The 21,902-nt window shown below is 35.4% G+C and carries 14 protein-coding genes; 2 read left to right on the plus strand and 12 right to left on the minus strand.

Annotation, left to right across the window (positions count from 1 at the left end):
* Positions 1 to 49: 49 nt before the first annotated feature.
* The 4 genes from H033_RS0110230 to H033_RS0110245 form a co-directional block, all read right to left on the minus strand.
* On the minus strand, positions 50 to 2,065 hold the full coding sequence (locus H033_RS0110230; protein ID WP_026838238.1) for an alpha/beta hydrolase family protein: 2,016 nt from the start codon (positions 2,063 to 2,065) through the stop codon (positions 50 to 52).
* Positions 2,066 to 2,103: 38 nt separating this feature from the next.
* Positions 2,104 to 3,462 carry a M28 family metallopeptidase gene (locus H033_RS0110235; protein WP_026838239.1) on the minus strand — a complete coding sequence of 453 codons (1,359 nt, stop codon included), beginning with the start codon at positions 3,460 to 3,462 and terminating at the stop codon, positions 2,104 to 2,106.
* A gap of 137 nt (positions 3,463 to 3,599) precedes the next feature.
* Positions 3,600 to 3,887 (minus strand): YtxH domain-containing protein, encoded by a 288-nt coding sequence (locus H033_RS0110240; RefSeq protein WP_026838240.1) that lies wholly within the window; start codon positions 3,885 to 3,887, stop codon positions 3,600 to 3,602.
* Positions 3,888 to 4,050: 163 nt separating this feature from the next.
* Complete coding sequence (locus H033_RS0110245; RefSeq protein WP_026838241.1) at positions 4,051 to 6,264, minus strand: bifunctional alpha,alpha-trehalose-phosphate synthase (UDP-forming)/trehalose-phosphatase; 2,214 nt, start codon at positions 6,262 to 6,264, stop codon at positions 4,051 to 4,053.
* A 96-nt stretch (positions 6,265 to 6,360) separates the two neighbouring features.
* Between H033_RS0110245 and H033_RS0110250 the strand changes: the two genes are divergently transcribed.
* Positions 6,361 to 8,160, plus strand: a complete 1,800-nt coding sequence (locus H033_RS0110250) for a glycoside hydrolase family 15 protein (protein ID WP_026838242.1) — start codon at positions 6,361 to 6,363, stop codon at positions 8,158 to 8,160.
* Between the two features lie 104 nt (positions 8,161 to 8,264).
* On the opposite strand, the gene H033_RS0110255 is transcribed toward H033_RS0110250, so the two are convergent.
* From H033_RS0110255 to H033_RS0110285, 7 genes are all read right to left on the minus strand, one after another.
* Positions 8,265 to 10,073: an acyl-CoA dehydrogenase family protein gene (locus H033_RS0110255; RefSeq protein WP_026838243.1), complete on the minus strand. Its 1,809-nt coding sequence runs from the start codon at positions 10,071 to 10,073 to the stop codon at positions 8,265 to 8,267.
* Positions 10,074 to 10,189: 116 nt separating this feature from the next.
* Positions 10,190 to 10,471: a four helix bundle protein gene (locus tag H033_RS19985; protein WP_316928637.1), complete on the minus strand. Its 282-nt coding sequence runs from the start codon at positions 10,469 to 10,471 to the stop codon at positions 10,190 to 10,192.
* 49 nt (positions 10,472 to 10,520) lie between these two features.
* Positions 10,521 to 11,711, minus strand: a complete 1,191-nt coding sequence (locus H033_RS0110265; RefSeq protein ID WP_026838244.1) for an acetyl-CoA C-acyltransferase — start codon at positions 11,709 to 11,711, stop codon at positions 10,521 to 10,523.
* A gap of 39 nt (positions 11,712 to 11,750) precedes the next feature.
* A complete protein-coding gene (locus H033_RS0110270) occupies positions 11,751 to 12,098 on the minus strand; it encodes a four helix bundle protein (protein WP_026838245.1) in 348 nt (115 codons plus the stop codon).
* 42 nt (positions 12,099 to 12,140) lie between these two features.
* Positions 12,141 to 14,546: a 3-hydroxyacyl-CoA dehydrogenase/enoyl-CoA hydratase family protein gene (locus H033_RS0110275; RefSeq protein WP_026838246.1), complete on the minus strand. Its 2,406-nt coding sequence runs from the start codon at positions 14,544 to 14,546 to the stop codon at positions 12,141 to 12,143.
* A 59-nt stretch (positions 14,547 to 14,605) separates the two neighbouring features.
* A complete protein-coding gene (locus H033_RS0110280; RefSeq protein ID WP_026838247.1) occupies positions 14,606 to 15,058 on the minus strand; it encodes a MarR family winged helix-turn-helix transcriptional regulator in 453 nt (150 codons plus the stop codon).
* A 166-nt stretch (positions 15,059 to 15,224) separates the two neighbouring features.
* Positions 15,225 to 17,000 carry an AMP-dependent synthetase/ligase gene (locus tag H033_RS0110285; RefSeq protein ID WP_026838248.1) on the minus strand — a complete coding sequence of 592 codons (1,776 nt, stop codon included), beginning with the start codon at positions 16,998 to 17,000 and terminating at the stop codon, positions 15,225 to 15,227.
* Positions 17,001 to 17,348: 348 nt separating this feature from the next.
* Between H033_RS0110285 and H033_RS20985 the strand changes: the two genes are divergently transcribed.
* Positions 17,349 to 17,936, plus strand: coding sequence for a DUF4136 domain-containing protein (locus H033_RS20985; RefSeq protein ID WP_026838249.1), 588 nt, complete (start codon positions 17,349 to 17,351; stop codon positions 17,934 to 17,936).
* Positions 17,937 to 18,086: 150 nt separating this feature from the next.
* Here the strand turns inward: H033_RS20985 and purL are convergent, their stop codons facing one another.
* Positions 18,087 to 21,755, minus strand: coding sequence for a phosphoribosylformylglycinamidine synthase (gene purL, locus H033_RS0110295; RefSeq protein ID WP_026838250.1), 3,669 nt, complete (start codon positions 21,753 to 21,755; stop codon positions 18,087 to 18,089).
* Positions 21,756 to 21,902: the final 147 nt, after the last annotated feature.

Below are 21,902 nucleotides of genomic sequence, written 5' to 3' on the forward strand. Positions count from 1 at the left end.
ATCTTCTGTATTCTATAATTCTATTCGCAGCTTTATATAAGGGATTGATTTAGTTGTCCTTATACTTTTCAAACCAAGATAGGATAGCTGCAACTTTAGCAATAAGGTTACTTGGTCTATTTGCTATTCCGTGTCCGGATCCCGGGATTCTAACCATAGCCGTTTCTACTCCTTCCAGTTTTAATGCACTGTAGAATTGCTCAGATTCAGCTATTGGAGTTCTGTAATCTTCTTCTCCAGTTAACAACATAGTTGGAGTAGTAATATTGGCCACATAGCTTAAAGGAGATCTCTTGAAATAACTTTCTGGATCTTCCCAAGGCTTTTTGCCAAACCAATATTTAGCAAAGAAGCCTGGATTATCTGCATATAGCACAAAACTCGTCCAATTTATAACTGGTTTTGCAACTACAGCAGCTTTAAATCTATCTGTTTTTCCAACGATCCAAGCGGTTAATACACCACCTCCGCTACCTCCGGTAACAAATAAATTTTCCCTGTCTACATATCCTTTTTCAAGAACAGTATCTACTCCAGACATCAAATCATGATAATCGTTATTGGGATAATCATGATGTATTAAGTTTCCGAATTCTTCCCCATAACCAGTACTACCTCTAGGATTAGTATACAGAACTACATACCCAGCTGCAGCCATTAGCTGAATTTCTGCCGAAAATACATTTCCATAACTAGCAAAAGGCCCACCGTGGATCTCTAGAATTAACGGATATTTTTTGTTAGGGTCAAAATCGGGCGGAGTTACAATCCAGCCTTGAATATCTCTTTGATCTACAGAAGACTTCCACCAGATCTCTTCTACTTTTCCTAGTTTTTTAAAGGAAAGTAAATCGCTATTTACATCTGTAAGCACTCGATCATTTCCTTTATTTCCAACACCTAAATCAGATAACATTGCATTTTTTCCTGAAGTAAAAGCGTAATTACCATTTTCTGCAATACTATAAGATGCAGCGTTATAAGGCCTTCCTAGGGAAAGTCCTCCCAGGTTACTTGTTATTTCTTTTACTTTACCACTCGTAGAAATGTAGCCTAGTTTTGTACTGCCTTTGTCGTTATATTGAAAATAAAGTCCATCTCCATTTTTGTCCCAGGAAATATCACTTATATCTCTATCAAAGTCTGCTGAAAGGTTCTGGATATTACTACCATCTATATTCATAATATATAACTGACTTAGCTGATATCCTTGCAGTCTATCATCGAAACCTAAATATGCTATCTTCTTACCATCTGCAGAGATTGTAGGATCGCTGTCCGGGCCTTGTCTATTTGTTAAGGTTGTAATTTTTCCATCTGTAATATCTAGCCTATGAATTTCTGAATTCATCGGATCCAATTCATGATCTTCACCAAAATTGGCTGAGAAGTACAGGCTCTTTCCATCCTTGCCCCAAACTGGTGTGCCATGATCAAACTCACTAAAAGTTAGTTGCCTTGGGGTATGCCCGTCTACAGAAACTACAAAGAGTTGTGTGTTCCCACTTTTTAAATAACCAGCTCCATCTGCCCGATAATTCATTTCGGTAATATATTTAGGAGCCTCGTTCCACTTGGCACCTTCTGGCTTCTTTGGCAATTTAATAGGAGAAGCATTTTCCTTAATCACGAATTTAGAAAAGGCAATAAACTCACTGTCTGGAGACCAGGAAATTGATCCCGGTAGCTCATTAGAATTAGAAATTACTTGTGGCTGTTGAGAATCCAGCCATTTTAAATATAACCGCATTTCACCATCCCTGTTAGATTTGAAAAGTAATTTCCTTCCATCTGGAGACCAACGGGGAGAATTATCTACTGTGTTGCCAGTGGTTAGTGGTCTGTTTTGTGTGCCGTCAAAATTCACTATCCAGAGATTGGATAGATTTTTATCGGTCATCACATCCTTAAAATTCCGGACGTACACCACTTGTTTTCCATCTGGAGATATCTGTGGGTCAGAAATATACTCAAGATTGAAGATATCCAATAACTCCAGCTTATCTGATTGTTGTGCAACAAGTACCTGACAGGATAGGAAGAAAATTAATAATATTTTTTTCATGATCGGAGATTTTAAAGTGAATTAAACAGGAAATGAACTTATCTAAAGGTCGACGAGGGAAAAGAAACTAAACTTTCATGTCCGTTTTTGCCCACAGCTACAACTCCAAATAAGAAATTATCTATTACAATTCCTTCCAACGTAAATTCAGATACATCTCCTACAAACCTTGAATGTTGCCATACAGGGGAAGTAGTATCTCTCCAATAGATTTTATAACCTGCAATTTCTCCTGAAACTTTTTCCCAACGAAGTCTTGTAGATGGTTCAACTATCCCACCAATCGCAACTTTTGAAGGTGTGGGCGGAGCCCAAGCCAAACTAGCTAAGTTAATCGCGTTTACAGCCGTAAGTTTTGCAGCATAATCAAAATTCACACCTTCAATTACATCGCCATATTCAATTCCGTTCTCTGTTCTTATATCTTGATGCTGTCTGTTGTAATTCTCATGAGCCTCCATTATTCTAATTCCTGCGTAGCCAAGGTCATTAAAAGATCTATGGTGACCTCCACGACCAAATCTGTCTAAACGATAGATCATCATTGGGTTCATTTCTGGCATATAGGTCTCTACAGTACCATGAATGTAGCGGGCAAGCTGTCTGGAAATTCCATCTACTTCACCACCATAATATCTTCTTGCATTTCGCTCTTCCTCAGTTTCGGTTGGAGGCACAGGTTCAGAAAAAATTCTGAAACTTCTGTTATCAATTACTCCATCAACCCCTTCAATATTCCCAATCATATCATTGTTCAATATTCCAATGATCTCCCAATTGTTGTTTTTTGCATATTGAGCCAATCCTTTTCCTCCAAATAAACCTTGCTCTTCTCCAGAAAGGCCAACATAAATAATGCTGTTTTCAAATTTATATTTAGACAAAACTCTGGCGGCTTCAATCGTTCCTGCCATTCCACTTGCATTATCATTAGCTCCTGGTGCATCGGTTGTAAAATCCATGGTATCACTAGCACGAGAATCTATATCGCCACTCATTATGATATATCTATTAGGATACTTAGTTCCTTTTTGGATAGCTACCACATTAACAACCCATGCTTCTTTTGGCACACGATTTCCGTCTTCCGGAGTAACCAAGTCTTTTTGGTAAAAGACATTTAAACAGTTATTGCAATCTTGGGAGGTTTTATCAAATTCAGATTTTATCCATCGGCGGGCAGCTCCAATTCCGCGAGTAGTAGAAACCGTATCGCTAAATGTATTTCGAGTTCCAAAACCAGCAAGTTTTCTAATATCAGATTCAATTCTATCTGCAGATACAGAATCAATTATTTTATAGATCCTAGCATCGGTATCTTGTGCATTCGTATTATTAAAGAGAAGTAAAGTGAATATGAAACACGCAATGCTTAATAGGGAGGAATTAATTTTCATTATTATAAATTTTATTTATTTGAATTTTCTAAAGTAAGGAATGTTTTTCAGAATGTTTCATGAAGATAATCCAATTCCAAAAAATAAAAAACCCTCGGAAATTATCCGAGGGTTCATATAAAATATTTGAGTTTAGACTAGCTAGCTCTCATATCATGAATATCTGCCTTAGTGTCGTGATACTTTTCTTCTGCTTTAGAATCACTAGTTGCAGATTTAGATCTTTCTTTGATCGCTTCAACTTTTTGATTTAAACTGTCTGAAAGATTATCGATCTTTCCTTTAGCACCTTTTAAATAGCTATCTCCAGATTCAGTAATTAATTTACGTGTATCTGCTCCTTTTTTTGGTGCAAATAATAAACCTATAGCTGCTCCTATAGCTGCTCCTGATACTAATCCTGTAATTAACTTTCCTACTTTCATAATTATGATTTTTTTAAATATTGGTTGTATAAATTTGATTTTGTAAAAGTACTTCTAATTAGAAGTTTAGAGGATTTTCTTTAGTTAAGTTTGATATAATGTTTAAGCAAAATTGCTAAGGATTTTAACAGTTTAGTTTTTTTTACTATTAGCTTACTGAATCTTATTTCAGTTCTAAAAATCCTTGTAATAACTCTCTTACTTTTTTTGTGTTATTTATATAGTAAGTCGCACTGGTATTCTTTAAACCTACTTTTACAGTTACTGCAGAATCTGGCAATTCCTGGAATAAATATTCATCTGTCCAATCGTCTCCAATAGCAAATATGAAATCAATCTCTTTTCTTAAAATAAATTTTGTTGCGGCCTTTCCTTTGTTAACTTCACTGCTTTTTATCTCCAGAACTTTATTACCATCTAAAACACTCAATCCGTGATTAGAGATAAGATCTTTTAATACCGAAGAAAGTTCATTAGCGCGTTTTTCGCCTAGGTCTGGATCAACTTTTCTGTAGTGCCAAGCCAGTGAATAATTCTTTTCTTCTATAAAGCTTCCGGGAGTTCTATCTACAAATGCTTCAATAACAGGACGTATAGATTCCATCCAGTCATTTTTTACATTTTCATTTAGTCTCCATTCTTTATTGGGTTTTAAGGCCCAAACTCCATGCTCTGCAATTAGCTGAACATCTACTTCCTTCCACCAAGTGCCTAGAGTTTCCTTATCCCTTCCGCTAATAAGCACTACAGTAGTATTTTCTAAAGTTGCTAATTGACTTATTAGTGAGATAAGTTCTTTATCGGGTTTTGCGTCTTCTGGTTTATCAACAAAATCTACTAGTGTTCCATCATAGTCCAGAAATAATACTCGATTTTTAGAATTTTTAAAATCTGAATATATATTCTCTTTAATGTTTTCAGATATATGGATTGCTTTATTGCTTTTCCTATTTTCTTGTGTTTTAGTCAAGGATTTCATAAAGTCGTTAGCCCATTTTTCTACATCATAACGCTTTAATCGTTTCTGAAGGATTTTATTTCTTTTAATTTGTTCTTCCTCAGGCATCTTTATAGCCTGATTTATTGCATCAGCAATCTGTTCAAAATTATTAGGATTAATTAAAATTGCTTCATTCATTTCTTGAGCAGCACCGGTCATTTCGCTTAAAATAAGCACTCCTGTTTGATCTTTCCTGCTTGCAATATATTCTTTTGCCACAAGGTTCATTCCGTCCCTTATAGGAGTTAGTAGAGCTATATCGCATGAAGCATATAGATCTATTAAGTTTTTAAAAGGCATTGACCTATAGAAATACCAAATAGGGGTCCAGCTTACCGTTGCAAATTTTCCATTTATCCTTCCTACTAAGGCATCAATTTCCTTTTTCAATAATTGATACTGTGGCACCTCAGATCTTGAAGGAACTGCAAGCATAACCAATCGGATTTTTTCTATATACTGAGGATATTTTTCTAAGAAATACTCAAATGCTCTTATTCTATGTGCAATCCCTTTCGTGTAATCTAACCGATCTATACTTAGGATCAACTTTGCCCCGGGTGCCCCTTTTCTATGATGATCTAATCTGCGTTGTAAATCTGATTGACTTTCCAGAGTATTTTCGAAGTGATTTTGCGCAGCCTTTTCAAACTTGTTATAATCTATACCCATAGGAAAAGAATCTACTTTAACCATTCTCTCTGGGAGGCTCACTTCATCAAAATTGACTTGATACCTGAGAATACGACTTACAGAACTTAAAAAATGTCTTTCATAGTCGTAGGTGTGAAAGCCAATAAGATCTGCACCCAGTAAACCTTTAAGAATTTCCTCTCTCCATGGCATAGTTCTAAAGACTTCATAGGAAGGAAATGGGATATGGTTAAAGAAACCAATGGTAGCATTAGGAGATTGTTCCCGAACCATATTTGGTACTAAAAGAAGTTGATAATCATGAATCCAGATCTTATCACCTTCCTTGTACTTTTCCAGAATGGCATCCGCATATTTTTGATTTACACTTTTGTAGGTTTCCCAATGCCAAGTTTCCCATTCTGTGAATTCCATAAAGTAGTGGAAGAGAGGCCAAATACTTCTATTGCTAAACCCATAATAAAAGCCTTCAATTTCCTTTTCAGTAAAATTTAACGCAATACAGGCCTGATCTTTTGCTTTCTGAGAAACTTCATTCATTAAATTTTCAGGAAGCTCTTCAATAGTTAAACCACTCCAGCCTATCCAGACACTATCTCCATCTCTGTGAAAGGATTTTAAACCTGTAGCTAAGCCTCCTACGCTAGGAGTAACCTCCAATTTTCCTTTTTTTATAGAAATTTGAAGTGGCAATCTATTGGATATAATGATTGTTTTACTCATAATTTATTCTGAATTCTACGATAAAGTTTTAGTATTTTACTTAATTTCCGAAAATACATTTGATCTACCATCATTTTCAACAAACTTTATGATTATATGAAGAATTTAGACTACGGAATTATAGGAAATTGTAAAAGTGCTGCACTTGTCTCAAAAACAGGCTCATTGGAATGGTGTTGCTTGCCAAATTTTGACTCAGCAGCTGTTTTTGCAAAATTATTAGATGAAAATAAAGGCGGAAGCTTTGAGATAGAAGTTACCGAAGATTATGAAATCTCTCAAGAATATCTTTGGGGTACCAATATATTAAGTACCGGGTTTGATAATGGTACCGATGCATTTCAGCTAATAGATTTTATGCCCCGCTATCAGCGAGAGGATAGCTCATACTATTCTGCTCCAGATGTAATTCGGTTTCTTCGACTTATAAAAGGGAAGCCAGCTTTTAAAGTATTATATAATCCTCGTTTGGATTTTGCTAGAGAGGAAACCTTTAATGAAAATAAAGGCAATTATATAAAGAGCTATACGACCGAAGGGAAATTTGAAACTCTATTTCTCTATTCAAGTTTTGATCTTGATGCTATTTTAGAGCAAAAGGAAATTGAATTAACAGGAAATGGGTATTTCTTAATGGGGTATCATGAAAAATTGGTTGAACAGTCCTTGGATAGGTCCTATCTTAAATACCAACGTACCAAGACCTATTGGATGAACTGGAGTGAATACACCACGAAATATAAATACTATAACGAAGAAATATTGCGAAGTGCTTTGGTACTTAAGGCTTTAACCTTCAAGAAGTCGGGTGCTGTACTTGCGGCTGCCACTACATCACTTCCAGAGACTATAGGTGAAGAGCGCAATTGGGATTATAGATTTTGTTGGATTAGAGATGCCTCCATGGTTATCAAAGTAATGGCAGGATTAGGGCATGACAAATCGGCTAAAGATTTCCTCCAGTTCATTCTTAATCTGATACCACATAAGGATGAAAAGATTCAGATCATGTATGGTATCAATGGAGAGAAGAATTTAACTGAGCACATATTAGATCACTTAGATGGGTATCAAGGTTCCAAGCCTGTGCGCACAGGAAACGCAGCCTATATTCAAAAGCAGAACGATATATATGGAATATTGATGGAGGTGATCTACCAGCAATTTGTTCGTTTTGAGACAAATCTGGAAAACAGTGAAGAATTGTGGACAGTAACTAGAGGAATTGTAAAAATTGTAGAATCGCACTGGAAAGAACCTGATAAAGGAATATGGGAACTGCGGACAGAAGAAAGGCATTTTGTTTTCTCTAAACTCTTATGTTGGGTTGCCATAGATAGAGCTGTAAAAATAGGAGAGATCCTCAGAAAGGGAATAAATGAATCTAAATGGGTTTCTTTAAGGACTGAAATTTATGATGATATCCATAAAAATGGATGGAATGAAGAGGTGCAGGCATATACCCAATCCTATGGTTCAAAAGATTTAGATGCGTCCACACTTTTAATGGAGAACTATGGATTTATAGATGCAAAAGATCCTAGGTATATTAGTACCGTAAAAGCTACCGAAAAAGAACTTTCCCGGGATGGTTTGCTCTACCGTTATAAGAATAAAGATGATTTTGGCTTGCCTACTTCCTCATTTACAATATGTACCTTTTGGTTTATTAATAGCTTGTATAAAATAGGAGAAAAGGAAAAATCTAAAAAATTATTCGATCAGCTTTTAACTTATAGTAATCACTTAGGATTGTTTAGTGAAGATATTGATTTTGAGACGAAGCGCTTATTAGGGAATTTTCCGCAAGCCTATTCTCATTTGGCATTAATAGAAGCAGCTACAAATTTTAGTAAAGGAGAATTACCCGAAGAAAGCGCTAGCTTGACTTTCTAAATTTCCCTAATTCATTTGCCATAACTAGCTGCAAACAAAAAAGCCAATTCTATTTAAGAATTGGCTTTTACATTTCTAGTATTAAGTACTAAATATGAGATTTATTAAAAACAGTAGTTATTCTCTGAGGTTAATTTTTCTGCGATTGTATTTCTAAGCTCAACAACATTAGGATGATTATCGTATTTAGTGAAACGCTTTAATCCCATTAACATCATGCGTTGTTCATCACCTTCAGCAAAAGAGACAATTCCTTCTTTGGCTTTTTGGTTTATAGTATCTACAGCATGATATAAATATAACTTAGACATTGCAATTTGTTCTTTTTGCTCGTCTTCTCCGAATCTATTTACATTTTTCTCGGTTCTAAGAAGGGCAGATTCTGCCATATAGATCTCAATTAAGATATCTGAAGAAGCTAAAAGCAATTGTTGATGCTCTTCCAATTTAGGCCCAAATTTTTGAATAGCACTACCGGCAACCATTAAAAATACTTTTTTCAATCTCTTTAATAAGTCTTTTTCTTCAGCAAATAATACTGAGTAGTCTGGTTTATCAAAAGATGGAATTCCAGTAAGTTCTTCCCCAACTTTCGTTGCAGGTCCTAAAAGATCTACATGACCTTTCATCGCTTTCTTAACAAGCATTCCAACCGCTAACATTCTGTTTATTTCGTTGGTTCCTTCATAAATCCTAGAAATACGTGCATCTCTCCATGCAGATTCCATTGGAGTATCTGCCGAGAATCCCATACCACCAAAGATCTGGATCCCTTCATCACTACAATTCTGAATATCCTCTGAACATGCAACTTTTAAAATAGAACATTCAATTGCGTATTCTTCTACACCTTTTAATTCAGCTTCAGAATGCGAGTTCCCTTCTTCTAATCTTTTATTAATTCTATCTTCAATATTTTTAGCAGCTCTGTATGAAGCAGATTCCCCAGCGTATGCTGATGTAGCCATTTCTGCCAGTTTGGATTTAATAGCTCCAAATTCTGCAATAGGAGTATTGAACTGAACTCTGTCATTGGCATATTTTACCGCTTGATCTGTCACTCTACGTTGTGCATCTAAACACGCAGCTGCCAGCTTAATTCTACCAATATTCAATGCATTCATGGCAATTTTGAAACCATCACCACGTTCTGCTAGCAAGTTTTCTACAGGTACTTTGGTTTCATTAAAGAAAACCTGACGAGTGGAAGAGGAGTGTATCCCTAATTTTTTTTCTTCTTCACCAAAAGTGATACCGTTTGAAGTATCATTTTCAACGATGAAACCAGTAATATTCTTGTCATCTTCAATTCTAGCAAAAACTATAAATACATTTGCAAAACCCGCATTGGAGATCCACATTTTCTGTCCACTAATACTGTAAGATTTTCCATCTTCAGAAAGAACAGCTTTTGTTTTACCTGAGTTAGCATCACTTCCTGCTCCTGGTTCTGTAAGGCAGTAAGCTCCAAACCATTCACCGGTAGCTAATTTTGGTACATATTTTTTCTTTTGCTCTTCTGTACCATATAAAGTTATTGGCATAGTTCCAATTCCTGTATGGGCACCAAAGGCAGTTGCTACAGATCCTGTCGCACCACTAATGTAGTCGCAAACAAGCATGGTAGAAACAAATCCCATTCCCATTCCATCATATTCATCTGGAACAGATACGCCTAGGAAACCCAGTTCTCCAGCCTTACGCATTATCTCTTCAGTTAAAGCATAGTTCTTTTTCTCAAATTCTTCCTTTTTCGGCCAGATCTCACGATCTACAAATTCTTTAACCGAATCTTTCATCATTCTCTGCTCCTCGGTAAAGTCTTCTGGTGTAAAAACATCTTCACTCAACGTTTCTTTTACCAAAAACTGACCTCCACGAAGTAATTCCTTATTTGTTGTCTCTGTACTCATTTTTTTAGTTTTAAGAATCAAGATGTTAGAAACAAGACGACTATTTTTTAAGTCCATCTATAAATCCTGATATCATTTTTTGTATTTGTTGAACTTTATTTTCTAATTCCAAAAATTTATCTTCTGAAATATTTTTCATTATATGCGATTATTAATTGTGTTTCCCATTCGAATGCAGAGCCTAAACTAATTTCTAAAAATGTTATAAAATGCTTTGAGGTACTTTTACTAGTTCCTTCTGCTATATTAGAGGGCATAGAAACAGCACACCTTATTAACTGCGTGACTAAACTGAATTTTTCATAATCCGGAAAACCTTTAGTTAAAGAATATGTTTCTTTAACTAGACTCATACTATCCTGCCAAATCCTCAATTTTTTGAAATTGTGCCTTTGCATGGTCTTGTTTCCTGATTCTTGTTTCTAACCTTTTATCTAATATTAAAATTTATGATAGAAATTCGTAAACTCCGGCAGCTCCTTGTCCTGTGCCAACACACATAGTTACCATTCCATATTTATTCTTAAGATCACGTTTGCGCATTTCATCGAATAATTGAACAGATAGTTTTGCACCGGTACAGCCTAATGGGTGTCCCATAGAAATAGCTCCACCATTTACATTAACTCTATCTGGATCTAATCCTAAAGTTCTAACTACTGCTAAAGATTGAGAAGCAAAAGCTTCGTTCAATTCAATTAGTTCAAGATCTTTTTGTTGAAGTCCGGCTTGTTTTAATGCTTTAGGAATAGCAGTAATAGGAGCAACGCCCATAATTCTTGGCTCAATCCCAACAGCGGTATAACTTACTAGTCTTGCAATAGGTTCCAGATTTAATTCTTTTACCATTTCTTCACTCATGATCAATGCAAATGCTGCACCGTCACTCATTTGAGATGAGTTCCCAGCTGTTACGCTTCCACCCTCAGCAAAAACAGGTCTTAATTTGGCAAGAATTTCCTTAGAGGTTCCTTCTCTTGGTCCTTCATCTTTATTTACTGTATAGGATCTGGTTTGTTTTTTTCCATTCTCATCCACATAAGTTTCATCAACTTTAATTGGAACTATTTGATCCTGAAACCTATCTTCCTTTAAAGCCTTCAAAGATTTTTGGTGAGAGTTGAATGCAAATTCATCTTGATCTTCTCTGCTTACTTTATAATCATTTGCAACTGCTTCTGCAGTAAGACCCATTCCCCAATAATAATCTTCATGGCCCTGTGCTGCAAGCTTATAATCTGGAACTGGCTTATAACCACCCATTGGGATATAACTCATACTTTCTGCTCCACCCGCAATAATACAATCTGCCATTCCTGCTTGGATCTTTGCAGATGCTATTGCGATAGTTTCTAATCCAGAAGCACAATATCTATTTACAGTTACTCCGGGAACCTTTACAGTATCCAATCCCATTAAAGAGATCAATCTACCAACGTTTAAACCTTGTTCTGCTTCTGGCATTGCATTTCCAACAATAACGTCGTCTATTCTATCGACATCAAAATTTGGAAGTTTTTCCATCATGTACTGGATGGTTTCAGCAGCTAGCTCATCTGGTCTTTTAAATCTGAATACCCCACGAGGTGCTTTTCCTACTGCTGTTCTGTATGCTTTTACTATATATGCTGTTTTCATTTTATTAGTATTTAGATTTTAGTACTTAGAATTGAGATTTTATAAAGATTTTTGAAATCCGTAATTCATTTTTTGTATCTCAATAATATTTTCAAGTATTGGTTTTATTTTTTCTTCTGAAATTAATTTAAGTTCCATTGAAAGCATTAGCTGAGTTTGTAATTCATAGGAAGAACCATTGGCAATAGATAGAAAGTGAGCGAATTCTTTTTTTGAATTTCTTCCAGCACCTTCAGCAATATTTGAAGGGATTGAAACCGCACATCTCTTTATCTGAGATATAAGTCCGAATCGTTCATCGGAAGGTAATTCAGTACAAATTTTATAAACTGATTTAGTCAATTCCATTGATTTTTTCCAGATTTTCAAGTCTTCAATTTTATGCATTTACTCTAAAATATCTCATTACTCACTACTCACTACTCACATCTAGTTTCTAAGTGGCTTCCCTTTTTTAATCATGTGTTCTAAACGCTCTAAAGTTTTGCGCTCTCCCGTAAGAGAAAGGAATGCTTCACGTTCTAGATCTAATAAATATTGTTCGCTTACATAATTAGCATCAGATAGATCTCCACCAGCCATTACATAGGCCAATTTATTAGCGATTTTCTTATCATGTTCACTTATATACTTTCCAGCATACATTTGGTCAGTTCCCACATAGAAAGTTCCCAGTGCTTGTTTCCCTAAAACTTTAATATCTGTTCTCTCAATTGGTTGTGTATAACCTGTCTCAGCCATTATTAACGCATGCTTCTTCGCAATAACTAACTGTCTGTCTGGATTCACTACCACTATATCTTTTCCTTTCTGAAGAATATTTGTATCGAAAGCTTCGTAAGCAGAAGTTGAAACTTTAGCCATTGCAATGGTTAAAAAGTTTTCTCTTAATCTGTTCAATTCTACATCATCTTTATGGTATGTGTCTGAAGCTCTAAGAGTCATCTCTTTGGAACCACCACCACCTGGAATAACACCTACACCAAATTCTACCAATCCAATATAAGTTTCTGCTGCTGCAACTACTTTATCTGCATGTAATGATAATTCACATCCACCACCCAAGGACATAGCATGAGGAGCCGCAACGGTTGGAATTCCTGAATAGCGCATTCTCATCATAGTGTCTTGGAAATATTTAATAGCCATGTTAAGCTCATCATATTCCTGCTCTACAGCCATCATAAATATCATTCCGATGTTTGCTCCAACAGAGAAATTAGCTCCATTATTAGCAACTACCAATCCTTGATAGTCCTTTTCAGCAATATCTAATGCTTTGTTTAAGCCATCTAGGACATCACCACCAATAGAATTCATTTTACTTCTGAATTCTACATTCAAAATTCCGTCACCAAGATCTTCAACTACAACTCCGCTGTTTTTAAATATTTCTTTGGACTCTCTTATATTATCGAGGATGATAAATGCATCCTGTCCAGGTACTTTTACTTGTTCTTTCTTCGGGATATCATAATAATAAGTGTTTCCTTCTTTAACAGTATAGAAACTCTTACTACCAGATTCTAACATTTCTTTTACCCACGCAGCTGGTTCTTCACCTTCTGCCTTCATCATCTCAATTCCTTTTTCTACACCTACAGCATCCCATATTTGGAAAGGGCCATGTTGCCAACCAAAACCAGCTTTCATGGCATCATCTACTTTATAAAGCTCATCTGTTATTTCTGGAATTCTGTTAGAAACATACGCGAAAAGAGCAGAGAAATTCTTACGGTAAAATTCTCCGGCTTTATCTTTTCCACCAACTAATACTTTGAATCTGTCTTCAACATTGTCTATAGATTTAGTTTGTTCCAGAGTTGCGAAAGATGCTTTTTTAGCGGCTCTATATTCAAGAGTCTCAAGGTCTAATGAAAGGATCTCGCTAGAACCATCATCCCCCTTAATTTTTTTGTAAAATCCTTGGCCACTTTTGCTTCCCAACCATTTTTTCTCCATCATAGAGTCAATATAGTTTGGTAAGGCAAAAAGATCGTGTTTTTCATCATTTGGAACACCTTCATGCAGCCCATTTGCAACATGAACCAAGGTGTCTAAACCAACAACATCTACCGTTCTAAAAGTTGCAGATTTAGGTCTTCCGATAACGGGGCCTGTTAGTTTATCCACTTCTTCAATCGTCATACCTGATTCCTCAACCATGTGGAAAAGACTCATAATACTGAAGATCCCTATTCGGTTCCCAATAAAAGCTGCAGTATCTTTAGCTACAACAGATTTTTTTCCTAGAAATTTCTCTCCATATTCATTCATGAAATCTAATACTTCTTCCGAAGTTTCCGGACCAGGAATAATTTCAAATAATCTTAAATATCGCACCGGATTAAAGAAGTGAGTTCCACAGAAATGTTTCTGGAAATCTTCGCTTCGTCCTTCACTCATTAATTTTATTGGAATACCTGAGGTATTGGAAGAAATTAAAGTTCCTTTTTTACGATGATTGTCTAATTGTTCAAAAACCTTCTTTTTAATATCCAGTCTTTCTACAACAACTTCTATGATCCAGTCTACTTCTGAAACTTTAGCAATATCATCCTCCAGATTTCCAGTGTTAATTCTACTAGCAAAGGATTGACTATATATAGGAGAAGGCTTAGATTTTAATGAGGCCTGTAAAGAATCGTTCACAAGTCTGTTTCTAACTACTTTATCCTCTAAAGTTAAGCCTTTGCTTTTTTCTTTATCTGTAAGTTCACGAGGAACGATGTCTAATAGCAATACTTCTACGCCAATATTTGCGAAATGACATGCAATCCCGCTTCCCATGATTCCGGAACCTACGATTGCAACTTTATTAATTCTTCTTTTCATATTAAAATTTTAATTAAAATAAATTTCAGGTAATTCCTGTAATTTATCTTTTGTTATAATTATTTTAAACTTATCTCTTTTTTATAGATTTTCTTATTAGAAATTAGATCTGATATAGAATTGGCTACTTTTATAAAGGTTTTAAGATCTTCTTCACTCACATTTTCCTTTACAGCTTCATCAAACTTTAAAACTACCCCTTTAGAGAATTCTCTCATTTCTTTTCCGAAAGTGGTAAGGTGGAGCAAGACGCTTCTACCATCGTTTGGATTTTTTTTACGGATTATTAGTCCTTTTTCTTCCATCGATTTTAAAATTCGGGATAAACTAGTTGCTTCCATACCCATTTTTGGGCCTAGTGAGGTAGAGGGGGTTCCTTTTTCTGGATCTATACTTAAGAGGGCAAAACCTGTAGCCATTGTGCTTCCAGCTTTTCCGGCTTCTTCATTATACATTTTTGAAACGGCCATCCAAGTTGCCCGCAAAACGTAATCAATGGTTTTTTCCTTCATGTTTATATTAGAATGAATCCAAAGTTAATAAAATTTATTATGCATGCATAATAAATAGCTATTTTTTTTCATCTATTTAATAAACAGCTTAAATTTACTCTAAATACATAAAAAAACTCCCCTAAATAGGAGAGTTTAACAATAACTTAATGATATAGGTGCTAATCTACCTTTCGTAGATAGAATTGTATAAATCCATATATCTTTCTTTAATATTTCTTCTTTTTAATTTCATTGTAGGGGTAAGTTGATCATTTTCTATACTCCATACCTCAGGAGTAAGTTCGAACTTCTTGATCTTCTCCCAACTACCAAATTTTTCATTATAGAAATCTACTTCTTCCTGAATTCGTGCTTTGACATCTTGGTTTTTAACAATCTCTTCGTTAGATTTCCCAATGTCAAGATTTTTACGGTTTGCCCATTCCTCCACGAACTCAAAGTTTGGTTGAATTAATGCTGCAGGCATTTTTTCGCCTTCACCAATAACCATGATCTGTTCTATAAAGCGAGATTGCTTCATGGTATTCTCAATTAACTGTGGAGCTACATATTTACCACCGGAAGTTTTGAACATTTCCTTTTTTCTATCGGTAATTTTCAAAAAACCTTCTGAATCAATTTTACCTATATCTCCAGTATGGAACCAACCCTCAGAATTTATGGCCTCATCTGTTTTTTCTTTATCCTTAAAGTATCCCATCATTAAATTGGGCCCTTTTGTTAAGATTTCCCCATCCTCAGCGATCTTTACCTCTACATTATCTATCACTCTACCTACAGTACCAATTTTGAATCCGCCATTACGTTCATCATTCACTGCTACAACAGGAGAAGTTTCTGTTAATCCATAGCCTTCCATTACCGGGATTCCAGCAGCAGCGAATACCCTAGTTAGCCTAGGTTGTAAAGCCGCACTACCAGAGACTATTAATTCTATATTTCCTCCAAGACCTTCTTTCCATTTAGAAAATATCAATTTTCTAGCAAGGCTTAGTCGTGTTTCATACCACCAGCCATTCGCACCGTAAGGTTCGTATTGTAAACCTAATTCTACTGCCCAATAAAATAATTTTTGTTTAACTCCACCTAATGCAGTTCCTTTTGCAATAATTTTATCGTATACTTTTTCAAGTAGTCTTGGTACAGCAGTTATTACATGTGGTTGTACTTCCTTAAGATTGTCACTTATTTTTTCTATAGATTCAGCAAAATATATAGAAACACTATAGTACTGATAGAGGTAAGAGATCATTCTCTCGAAAATATGGCAAATAGGCAAGAAACTTAATCCTACATATTTTCCAGTTTCAAAAGGCACACGATGTGCACTATTTAAAACATCACTTACTATATTCTTGTGAGAAAGCATAACTCCTTTAGGTCTTCCTGTGGTCCCGGAAGTATAAATTAAAGTTGCAAGATCATCTTCTGAAACCGCATCTTTAAGAGTATCTACTTCTTGTTGATTGCTTTCATCTTTACCCTGCACAACAATTTCTGTCCAGTTTTTACAGGTATCTATTTTGTCAAAACAATAAACTTCCTTTAGCTGAGTATTATGTTTAATTGCATTTACCTTATCAAGCACTTCTTTATCTGATACAAAACAGTAGGTTGCACCACTATGGTTTAAAACATATTCATAATCTTCCTGAGAAATTGTTGGATAAATAGGCACGTTTTGAGCTCCTATTTGTAGGATCCCAATATCCATAATATGCCACTCTGTTCTATTGCTAGAGGAGATAATAGCTATTTTATCGTTGGGTTTTACGCCTAGGCGTAATAAACCTCTACTTACAGCATTGGCTTTATCTATGTATTGTTGAGTACTTAGGGATTCCCATTTACCGTTATATTTAGTAACTAATGCTTTCTCTAAGGGATGATTTTCTAATTGAAAGTAAGGAAAATCAAATAGTCGTTTAATTTCGATCATGTGGTTGGATAATATTTTCATTGCAAAATACTAAAATGCACGTCTATATCAAATCTATTTTGAATAAAAAGAAATTATTATTATTTAATAATTCTTAAAATTTTAAGAGTGACTCCTATTATTTTGTATTCTACATAGTATATACTGTATCTAATTAGCAAATTATCGGTTTTCCTGATAAATAAGATTAGTAAGTAATTTTAAGTAAATAATTGCTCTCAGGTTTTAATTCCCAACTTTTATTAAAATTCCGAAACCAAAGTTAAAAGAATCATAAAGTGTTAAATATTAATCTTTTAGTTAGTATTTTTTTTATTTTAGGTAGAATTAAAAATAAAAATTAAAACTATGAAAACCATCAAAACAATTTTACTTTTTTCAATTCTAATACTCATTTTCAGTTGCGGGCCGAGGGTAACGACAACGAATCCGGAAGGAACAAATTTGAGCAATTATAATACTTTTGCCTATTTGCCCAATACAAATGCTGAGGTTGAAGGAGATATGTATAATGATGAGAACATCAACACAGGAATAGTGGAAGCTGTAAAAACAAACTTAACTCAAAATGGATTTGAACTTGAGAGGAGCAACCCTGATTTGCTTATATTGTTAAGTACAGCTACAGATAGAGAAGTTGGAACCACCACAGATCCTGTGTATGCTACTTATCCATATACCAGAGGCGTAACATCTATAAGCCCTTATTACGGTTCAAATTATTATTATGGTTACGGAGGTTATAACAATGTAATTGGTTACGATACCGATACCTATTCTTATAAAGAAGGAACTCTTGTTATTAATCTTATAGATCGTAAAACAAAAAACACCGTCTGGAAAGGAGTAGCAACAGATGCCATATATGATCAAACATCCCCGGGCGCTATCGGACAAATGGTAAATGACATTTTCGAAAAATTTCCAGGTAAATAAATCTGATGAGCAGATTGTTAAATCAAAAATCTTGAATTATCCACAAGGTATAAAGTGAAAAATACTTTTAATTATTTAAGGATGCCTTGGAAATTGAACTCTCTTTGAGGGATTAAAAAAAGCCGAAGATTTTATTCTTCGGCTTTACTTTTATTTTTTTTCTACAAGCCACTCTCTGGCATTCACAAATCCTTCTAACCAAGGAGTTACCTCATCTTTTCTATCTTTTGGATAGTAAGCCCAATTCCAAGAAAAAGTAGATCTCTCCAAGTGAGGCATCATTACTAAATGCCTTCCCGTAATGTCGGTGAGCATTGCAGTATTAAAATGTGAACCATTTGGATTTGCTGGATATTCCTCATATCCATATTTACCAACAATACTGTATTTACTCTCTTCATAAGGGAAACTGAATTTTCCTTCCCCGTGAGCAGACCAAATCCCTAATTTACTTCCAGCCAGACTAGAAAGCATGACTGAATTGTTCTCTTGAATTTCTACGGAAGTAAAATTACATTCGAATTTATGAGATCTGTTATGAAGCATTTTTGGTTTCTGCTCATGATCAGGATTTATAAGTCCTAATTCTATAAACAATTGGCACCCATTACACACTCCTAGCGATAAGGTGTCCTCTCTTTTGAAAAAATTATCTAAGGCAGCTTTTGCTTTTTCATTATATAAAAATGCTCCGGCCCAACCTTTAGCGCTTCCTAATACATCTGAATTTGAGAAGCCACCAACGGCGGCAATAAATTGAATTTCTTCCAAATTCTCCCGTCCCGAAATTAGATCGGTCATGTGTACATCTTTTACATCAAAACCTGCCAAATACATCGCACGAGCCATTTCCCGTTCACTATTAGATCCTTTTTCGCGAATTATGGCAGCCTTTATTCTTGGTTTTCCTTCAGGAATAACAGGAAGTTTTCCAGTGAAATTCTCTGGAAACTTAAATTCTAATGGCTGATTCTTATAATTATTGAAACGTCGCGTTGCATGATCTATTCCACTTTGTTTTCTATCTAGCATAAAAGAAGTTTTATACCAAACGTCTCTATATGTAGGAATATCAAAATCAAAAGAATCGCTTCCATTAACTACTGAAACTATATTTCCTTCAGTAGGGTTTCCGATTTTATGAAATTCAATATTATTTTCATTTAAAACTGCTTCAACTGAAGCATCCTTTGCTTGAAAAACAATTCCGCAGTTCTCATTAAAAAGTAACTTAACCGAATCTTCTTCATTAAGTGACGAGAGATCTAATTTAGCACCTCTGTTAATTTCAGAAAAACACATTTCTAATAAAGTAGTAATCAAACCACCCGAAGCAACATCATGCCCTGCGAGAATTTTACCTTCAGAAATTAAATTTTGAAGCGTATTAAAGGTATTTACAAAATTCTCTGAACTTTTTATAGTAGGAACTTCTGTTCCAATTTTATTATGAGTTTGAGCAAAAGAACTTCCGCCCAATTTAAATGTATCTTGGGAAATATTGATGTAATAGATATCGCCTTCTGGCTGCAGAACAGGTTCTACAACTTTGGTTATATCCTTACAATGTCCCGCAGCAGAAATAATAACAGTTCCCGGAGAGATCACCTCACTACCGTCGTCATTATATTTTTGCTTCATAGATAAGGAATCCTTACCTGTTGGCACATTTATGCCTAATTCTATGGCAAAATCTGAAACCCCTTGAACAGCTTCATAAAGTCTGGCATCTTCTCCTTCATTATTACAAGGCCACATCCAGTTTGCAGATAAGGAAACAGATTTTAATCCCTGTTCCATTGGTGCCCAAATAATATTGGTTAGCGCTTCTGCAATAGAATTTCTGGAACCTGCCACAGGATCTATCAAAGCAGAAATAGGGGAGTGCCCTAAAGAGGTTGCAACACCTTCTTTTCCATTATAATCTAGTGCCATTACCCCACAGTTATTAAGTGGTAATTGCAATGCTCCTGCAGTTTGCTGTTTTGCAACCCTACCAGTTACACATCTATCTACTTTGTTTGTTAACCAATCTTTACATGCAACAGCTTCTAGTTGAAGCACCTGCTCTAAATAATTATGAATTTTATCTTGAGAATAACTTAGTTCCTTATACTTTCTATGCACAGTTTTATCTGTCATGATCGTCTTTGGAGAACTTCCAAACATATCTTCCATTTTAAGATCCATCGGTTTCTCTCCGGTGGTCTTACTTTTAAAGATAAAATTATGATCTTCAGTAACTTCACCTACATCATACATTGGAGCTCTTTCCCGTTCAGAAACACGTTTTAAGACATCCATATCTTTTTCAGGAATAATCAAGCCCATTCTTTCCTGAGACTCATTCCCAATAATTTCTTTAGCTGAAAGAGTAGGGTCTCCAACCGGTAATTTATCCAGATCTATATTTCCACCGGTTTCTTCAACCAGTTCACTCAAACAGTTCAGGTGTCCACCTGCACCATGATCATGGATAGAAACTATAGGGTTTGTTTCACTTTCTACCATACCTCTTATGGCATTGGCAGCACGTTTTTGCATTTCTGGATTGGCACGTTGTACAGCATTTAGTTCTATCCCACTGCTAAATTCTCCGGTATCTGCGGAAGAAACAGCGGCACCACCCATTCCAATTCGGTAATTATCACCACCAAGCACAACAATTTTATCACCTTTTTTAGGCACATCTTTAATTGCCTGATCTGCTTTCCCGTAACCAATCCCACCAGCAAGCATGATCACTTTATCATATCCTAAAAAGCGATTATGCTCTGAATGCTCAAAAGTTAGGACGGATCCTGTAATTAAGGGCTGCCCGAACTTATTCCCAAAATCTGAAGCTCCGTTGGAAGCTTTTATAAGAATATCCATTGGAGTTTGATACAACCATTTACGTTCTTCAGTGGCTTTTTCCCATTCTTTGGTTTCATCCAAACGAGAGTAAGAGGTCATATAAACTGCAGTTCCGGCTAAAGGAAGAGATCCTTTACCACCAGCCAATCTATCTCTTATTTCTCCACCGCTTCCTGTAGCAGCACCATTAAAAGGCTCCACAGTTGTTGGGAAATTATGCGTTTCAGCTTTTATGGATATAACAGAATCAAAATCTGTATTTTGATAAAAATCTGGTTTATCTGGAGTTTTTGGTGCAAATTGCTCCACTCTTGGTCCTTTTACAAAGGCTACATTATCTTTATATGCCGAAACGATATCATTAGGATTCACTTCTGAAGTCTTTCTGATCATTTTGAAAAGAGAAAAAGGTTTCTCTTTTCCATCTATCACAAATGTTCCATTAAAGATCTTATGACGGCAATGTTCTGAATTTACCTGTGAGAATCCGAACACTTCAGAATCTGTTAATGGCCTTTCAAGTTTAGCAGATAATTCTACTAAATATTTTACTTCTTCCTCGTTAAGAGCTAAGCCTTCCTGTTTATTAAAAGCATGGACATCTTTAATTTCCAAAACCGCTTGTGGTTTTGTGTTTACTGTAAATATCTCCTGATCTAAACCTTCAAATTTTTGAGAAAGCATAGGATCGAAATCATGAAAATGAGCGTCTACTTTTAAAAACTCTTCAATTCTAATTATTCCGGGAATCCCCATAGTTTGGGTGATTTCTACTGCATTGGTACTCCAAGGAGACACCATAGCGGCGCGGGGACCAACAAAAAAATCTGCCAGTGCAGATTTGTTTAGGAGTTGAGCGTCGCCAAAAAGCCAGTCTAATTTTGAAATGTTTTGGGCAGAAAGGGAAGAGTGCGTTTGCACAGCATAAACCTTTGAGGTTTGGGTTCCGAAGAATAGGATCATTCTAAGCTATTTTGTGTGTTGTTGTTTAAGCGCAAAAATAACTTTTTTAGATAGAATTGTTAGCCTAAAATAAAATTATTACCAACAGATTGTTGATAAGCTTACCTATTAGAGGTTAAAGTATATACCCTTATTTATTGAGCATGA

The organism is Gillisia sp. JM1 (assembly GCF_000424645.1).
Taxonomy (GTDB): Bacteria; Bacteroidota; Bacteroidia; order Flavobacteriales; family Flavobacteriaceae; genus Gillisia.

What these genes read in the sequence shown, in the direction of transcription:
- H033_RS0110255 (WP_026838243.1), bottom strand. Translation starts at nt 10,073, where the DNA reads ATGAGTACAGAGACAACAAATAAGGAATTACTTCGTGGAGGTCAGTTT.
- purL (WP_026838250.1), bottom strand. Translation starts at nt 21,755, where the DNA reads ATGATCCTATTCTTCGGAACCCAAACCTCAAAGGTTTATGCTGTGCAA.
- H033_RS0110235 (WP_026838239.1), bottom strand. Translation starts at nt 3,462, where the DNA reads ATGAAAATTAATTCCTCCCTATTAAGCATTGCGTGTTTCATATTCACT.
- H033_RS0110270 (WP_026838245.1), bottom strand. Translation starts at nt 12,098, where the DNA reads ATGCATAAAATTGAAGACTTGAAAATCTGGAAAAAATCAATGGAATTG.
- H033_RS19985 (WP_316928637.1), bottom strand. Translation starts at nt 10,471, where the DNA reads ATGCAAAGGCACAATTTCAAAAAATTGAGGATTTGGCAGGATAGTATG.
- H033_RS0110245 (WP_026838241.1), bottom strand. Translation starts at nt 6,264, where the DNA reads ATGAGTAAAACAATCATTATATCCAATAGATTGCCACTTCAAATTTCT.
- H033_RS20985 (WP_026838249.1), top strand. Translation starts at nt 17,349, where the DNA reads ATGAAAACCATCAAAACAATTTTACTTTTTTCAATTCTAATACTCATT.
- H033_RS0110250 (WP_026838242.1), top strand. Translation starts at nt 6,361, where the DNA reads ATGAAGAATTTAGACTACGGAATTATAGGAAATTGTAAAAGTGCTGCA.
- H033_RS0110285 (WP_026838248.1), bottom strand. Translation starts at nt 17,000, where the DNA reads ATGATCGAAATTAAACGACTATTTGATTTTCCTTACTTTCAATTAGAA.
- H033_RS0110275 (WP_026838246.1), bottom strand. Translation starts at nt 14,546, where the DNA reads ATGAAAAGAAGAATTAATAAAGTTGCAATCGTAGGTTCCGGAATCATG.
- H033_RS0110240 (WP_026838240.1), bottom strand. Translation starts at nt 3,887, where the DNA reads ATGAAAGTAGGAAAGTTAATTACAGGATTAGTATCAGGAGCAGCTATA.
- H033_RS0110265 (WP_026838244.1), bottom strand. Translation starts at nt 11,711, where the DNA reads ATGAAAACAGCATATATAGTAAAAGCATACAGAACAGCAGTAGGAAAA.
- H033_RS0110230 (WP_026838238.1), bottom strand. Translation starts at nt 2,065, where the DNA reads ATGAAAAAAATATTATTAATTTTCTTCCTATCCTGTCAGGTACTTGTT.
- H033_RS0110280 (WP_026838247.1), bottom strand. Translation starts at nt 15,058, where the DNA reads ATGAAGGAAAAAACCATTGATTACGTTTTGCGGGCAACTTGGATGGCC.